This is a genomic window from Actinophytocola sp., assembly GCF_050699935.1.
In the GTDB taxonomy this organism is placed as follows: Bacteria; Actinomycetota; Actinomycetes; order Mycobacteriales; family Pseudonocardiaceae; genus Actinophytocola.
Genome location: NZ_JBOHGB010000301.1, coordinates 1 through 1,680, shown reverse-complemented (window position 1 = coordinate 1,680; position 1,680 = coordinate 1). Strand labels below are relative to the sequence as shown.

The 1,680-nt window shown below is 71.6% G+C and carries 1 protein-coding gene and 2 pseudogenes; all 3 read left to right on the top strand.

Annotation, left to right across the window (positions count from 1 at the left end; all coding sequences use genetic code 11):
• Window positions 1-16: 16 nt before the first annotated feature.
• Window positions 17-391 (top strand): annotated as a pseudogene (locus ACRDTB_RS38095) (laccase domain-containing protein); the annotation flags it as partial.
• A 154-nt stretch (window positions 392-545) separates the two neighbouring features.
• Window positions 546-1,274 carry a YggS family pyridoxal phosphate-dependent enzyme gene (locus ACRDTB_RS38090; protein WP_431437140.1) on the top strand — a complete coding sequence of 243 codons (729 nt, stop codon included), beginning with the start codon at window positions 546-548 and terminating at the stop codon, window positions 1,272-1,274.
• A gap of 36 nt (window positions 1,275-1,310) precedes the next feature.
• Window positions 1,311-1,680 (top strand): annotated as a pseudogene (locus ACRDTB_RS38085) (hypothetical protein); the annotation flags it as partial.

Below are 1,680 nucleotides of genomic sequence, written 5' to 3'. Positions count from 1 at the left end.
TGTGTATTAGAGACTGGGCCGGGTCGGCGCCCGCGTCGGCGTGGTGCCCGCGGCGCTGGACGCCATGCGCCGGGCCGGCGCGTCGATCGACCGCGTCGAGGTGCTGCTCGGCCCGGCCGCGTGCGGCGAGTGCTACGAGGTACCCGCCGCCATGCGGGCCGACGTGGCGGAGCACCTGCCGGGCAGCGCGAGCAGGACGCGCAAGGGCACTCCGGGCCTGGACATCCGCGCGGGACTGTGGCAGCAGCTCGCCGACGCCGGCGTGGCGAAGATCGGCGTCGACCCTCGGTGCACGATCGAGGACGCAACGTTGTTCAGTCACCGCAGGGAAGGGACCACTGGGCGATTGGCCGCCGTCACCTGGCTCGAACCGGACCCGGACCGCGAATGACGGCCCGTGTGTCAACCTCAAGATCAAATCAGCCCGAGCGCTTCCCAACCGCACCCAAGGGGAACGTGACGCAACCCAGCGACAAGTACGTGATCAACCAGAACTTCTGGTCTCCCAACAGAACCAGCACAATGAATTCCGGGGAGGCGGAACTGTGACCGCGCGGCGCGAGCGGATCGCGACGGCCCTGGCCGCCGTGCGCGAGCGGATCGCCGCCGCCTGCGTCCGGGCCGGCCGTGCCCCCGAGGAGGTCCGGCTCGTCGCGGTCACCAAGACCTTTCCGGCCACCGACGCCGCGCTGCTCACCGACCTCGGCATGCTCGACCTCGGCGAGAACCGTGAGCAGGAGGCCGCCGCCAAGGCCGCCGAGCTTCGCGAACTCCGCCCGGACGCACCGGTTCGCTGGCACATGGTCGGCCGGCTGCAGCGCAACAAGGCCCGCTCGGTGGCGCGCTGGGCGGCCGAGATCCAGTCGGTCGACTCGGTCCGGCTGGCCCGGGCGCTGGACCGCGCCGCGGCCGGCGCCGAGGTGGCCGGGGAGCGCGCCGGCCCGCTCGACGTGTTGGTCCAGGCGAGCATCGACGGTGACCCGGCGCGTGGCGGATGCCCGCTCGACGGGCTCGCCGAGCTCGCCGATGAGGTAGCTGGATCGGGTGATTTACGTCTCCGCGGGCTGATGGCCGTCGCACCGCTCACGATGGACCCCGTGGCGGCGTTCGGATCGCTGGCCCGAGCAGCCGATCGCCTGCGTCGTGATCATCCGGCGGCCACCGAGCTGTCCGCGGGGATGACCAACGATCTTGAGATCGCGATTACCCACGGTTCTACCTGCGTGCGTGTCGGAACCGCGCTGCTCGGCACCCGAGGGTTAGCCTCGCCCTAACACACGTTCCGGTAGTCGCGGGTAACGAGGGTAGGTATGGGCACGCTGCAGAAGCTGAAGGCCTACTTCGGGATGGTCCCTGCCGACGAGTACGACGGCTATGACCTCGATGACCTCGACGATCCTGCCATGGACTACCGGTCGGGCTACCGCCGCCCCGACTACCTGGCCGACGAGGACGACTACGACCCGTACCCCGAGCCCGCCGGCCGGCGCGGTGGTTTGGCCGGCCGGCGCGGGTACCGCGAGGATCTCGACGCGGACGGCTACGGGGACGGGTACGACGAGCGCGAGACGGAGCTGTCCGCACGCGCCGACTTCCCGCCGCGTCCGGCCGCCCGCCCGCGCGCCGCCGCCCAGGCGTGGTCCACGACGGCTCCCGTGCAGGGCGCGCTGGCCGTGGAAC